Origin of the sequence: Paenibacillus sp. CECT 9249, from assembly GCF_918697855.1 — a bacterium.
In the GTDB taxonomy this organism is placed as follows: Bacteria; Bacillota; Bacilli; order Paenibacillales; family Paenibacillaceae; genus MSJ-34.
Genome location: NZ_CAKKLI010000110.1, coordinates 1 through 886 on the forward strand (window position 1 = coordinate 1; position 886 = coordinate 886).

The 886-nt window shown below is 51.6% G+C and carries 7 tRNA genes; all 7 read left to right on the top strand.

Features of this window, described 5'->3' with window-relative positions:
• Positions 1-156 precede the first annotated feature (156 nt).
• Positions 157-248, top strand: a tRNA-Ser gene (locus LQ229_RS26935).
• Positions 249-273: 25 nt separating this feature from the next.
• Positions 274-350 (top strand) — tRNA-Met (locus tag LQ229_RS26940).
• 4 nt (positions 351-354) lie between these two features.
• Positions 355-430: transfer RNA gene (locus LQ229_RS26945), tRNA-Val, on the top strand.
• A 25-nt stretch (positions 431-455) separates the two neighbouring features.
• Positions 456-532, top strand: a tRNA-Asp gene (locus tag LQ229_RS26950).
• A 92-nt stretch (positions 533-624) separates the two neighbouring features.
• Positions 625-700: transfer RNA gene (locus LQ229_RS26955), tRNA-Phe, on the top strand.
• 9 nt (positions 701-709) lie between these two features.
• Positions 710-795: transfer RNA gene (locus LQ229_RS26960), tRNA-Tyr, on the top strand.
• A gap of 8 nt (positions 796-803) precedes the next feature.
• A tRNA-Lys gene (locus tag LQ229_RS26965) sits at positions 804-879 on the top strand.
• Positions 880-886 lie beyond the last annotated feature (7 nt).

Consider the following 886-nt stretch of genomic DNA (forward strand, 5'->3'; position numbering starts at 1 on the left):
AAAACATACCCCAAAAAGTGACGATATGCTTCGAAGCGTATTCCGATTACTTTTCGGGGGACCCCGAATAAAGGATAACACATGAATTCGCGTTTGTTTCGCATCTAGTTTTCAGGGAGCAACTCCTGGAGATCTTCAAGGCGCAAGCTTTGTCGAGGAGAGATACCCAAGTGGCTATAAGGGGACCCTCTGCTAAGGGGTTAGACTGCGCAAGCGGTGCGAGGGTTCGAATCCCTCTCTCTCCGCCACAAGACATGCTACTTAAGTGAATATGGCGGCGTAGCTCAGCTGGCTAGAGCGTACGGTTCATACCCGTGAGGTCGGGGGTTCGATCCCCTCCGCCGCTACCAATATGGAGGCTTAGCTCAGCTGGGAGAGCATCTGCCTTACAAGCAGAGGGTCGGCGGTTCGATCCCGTCAGCCTCCACCATGCATGACAATTGATCAATTTATATGGAGCTGTGGTGTAGAGGCCTAACATGCCTGCCTGTCACGCAGGAGAACGCGGGTTCGAATCCCGTCAGCTCCGCCATTCTAATGAATGCTTTACTACAGGAATGAATATCCTAAACGCTGAGGTGGAGAGGATAACAACTCCGCCGCTTATTTTTTTGTCAATTTTTCGGCTCGGTAGCTCAGTCGGTAGAGCAGAGGACTGAAAATCCTCGTGTCGGCGGTTCGATTCCGTCCCGAGCCACCATCTGAATACGGAGGCTTAGCGAAGTGGCCAAACGCAGCAGACTGTAAATCTGTTCTCTGACGAGTTCGGTGGTTCGAATCCATCAGCCTCCACCATTTCCTAAGAGCCATTAGCTCAGTCGGTAGAGCACCTGACTTTTAATCAGGGTGTCGGAGGTTCGAGTCCTCCATGGCTCACCAGTTTTTT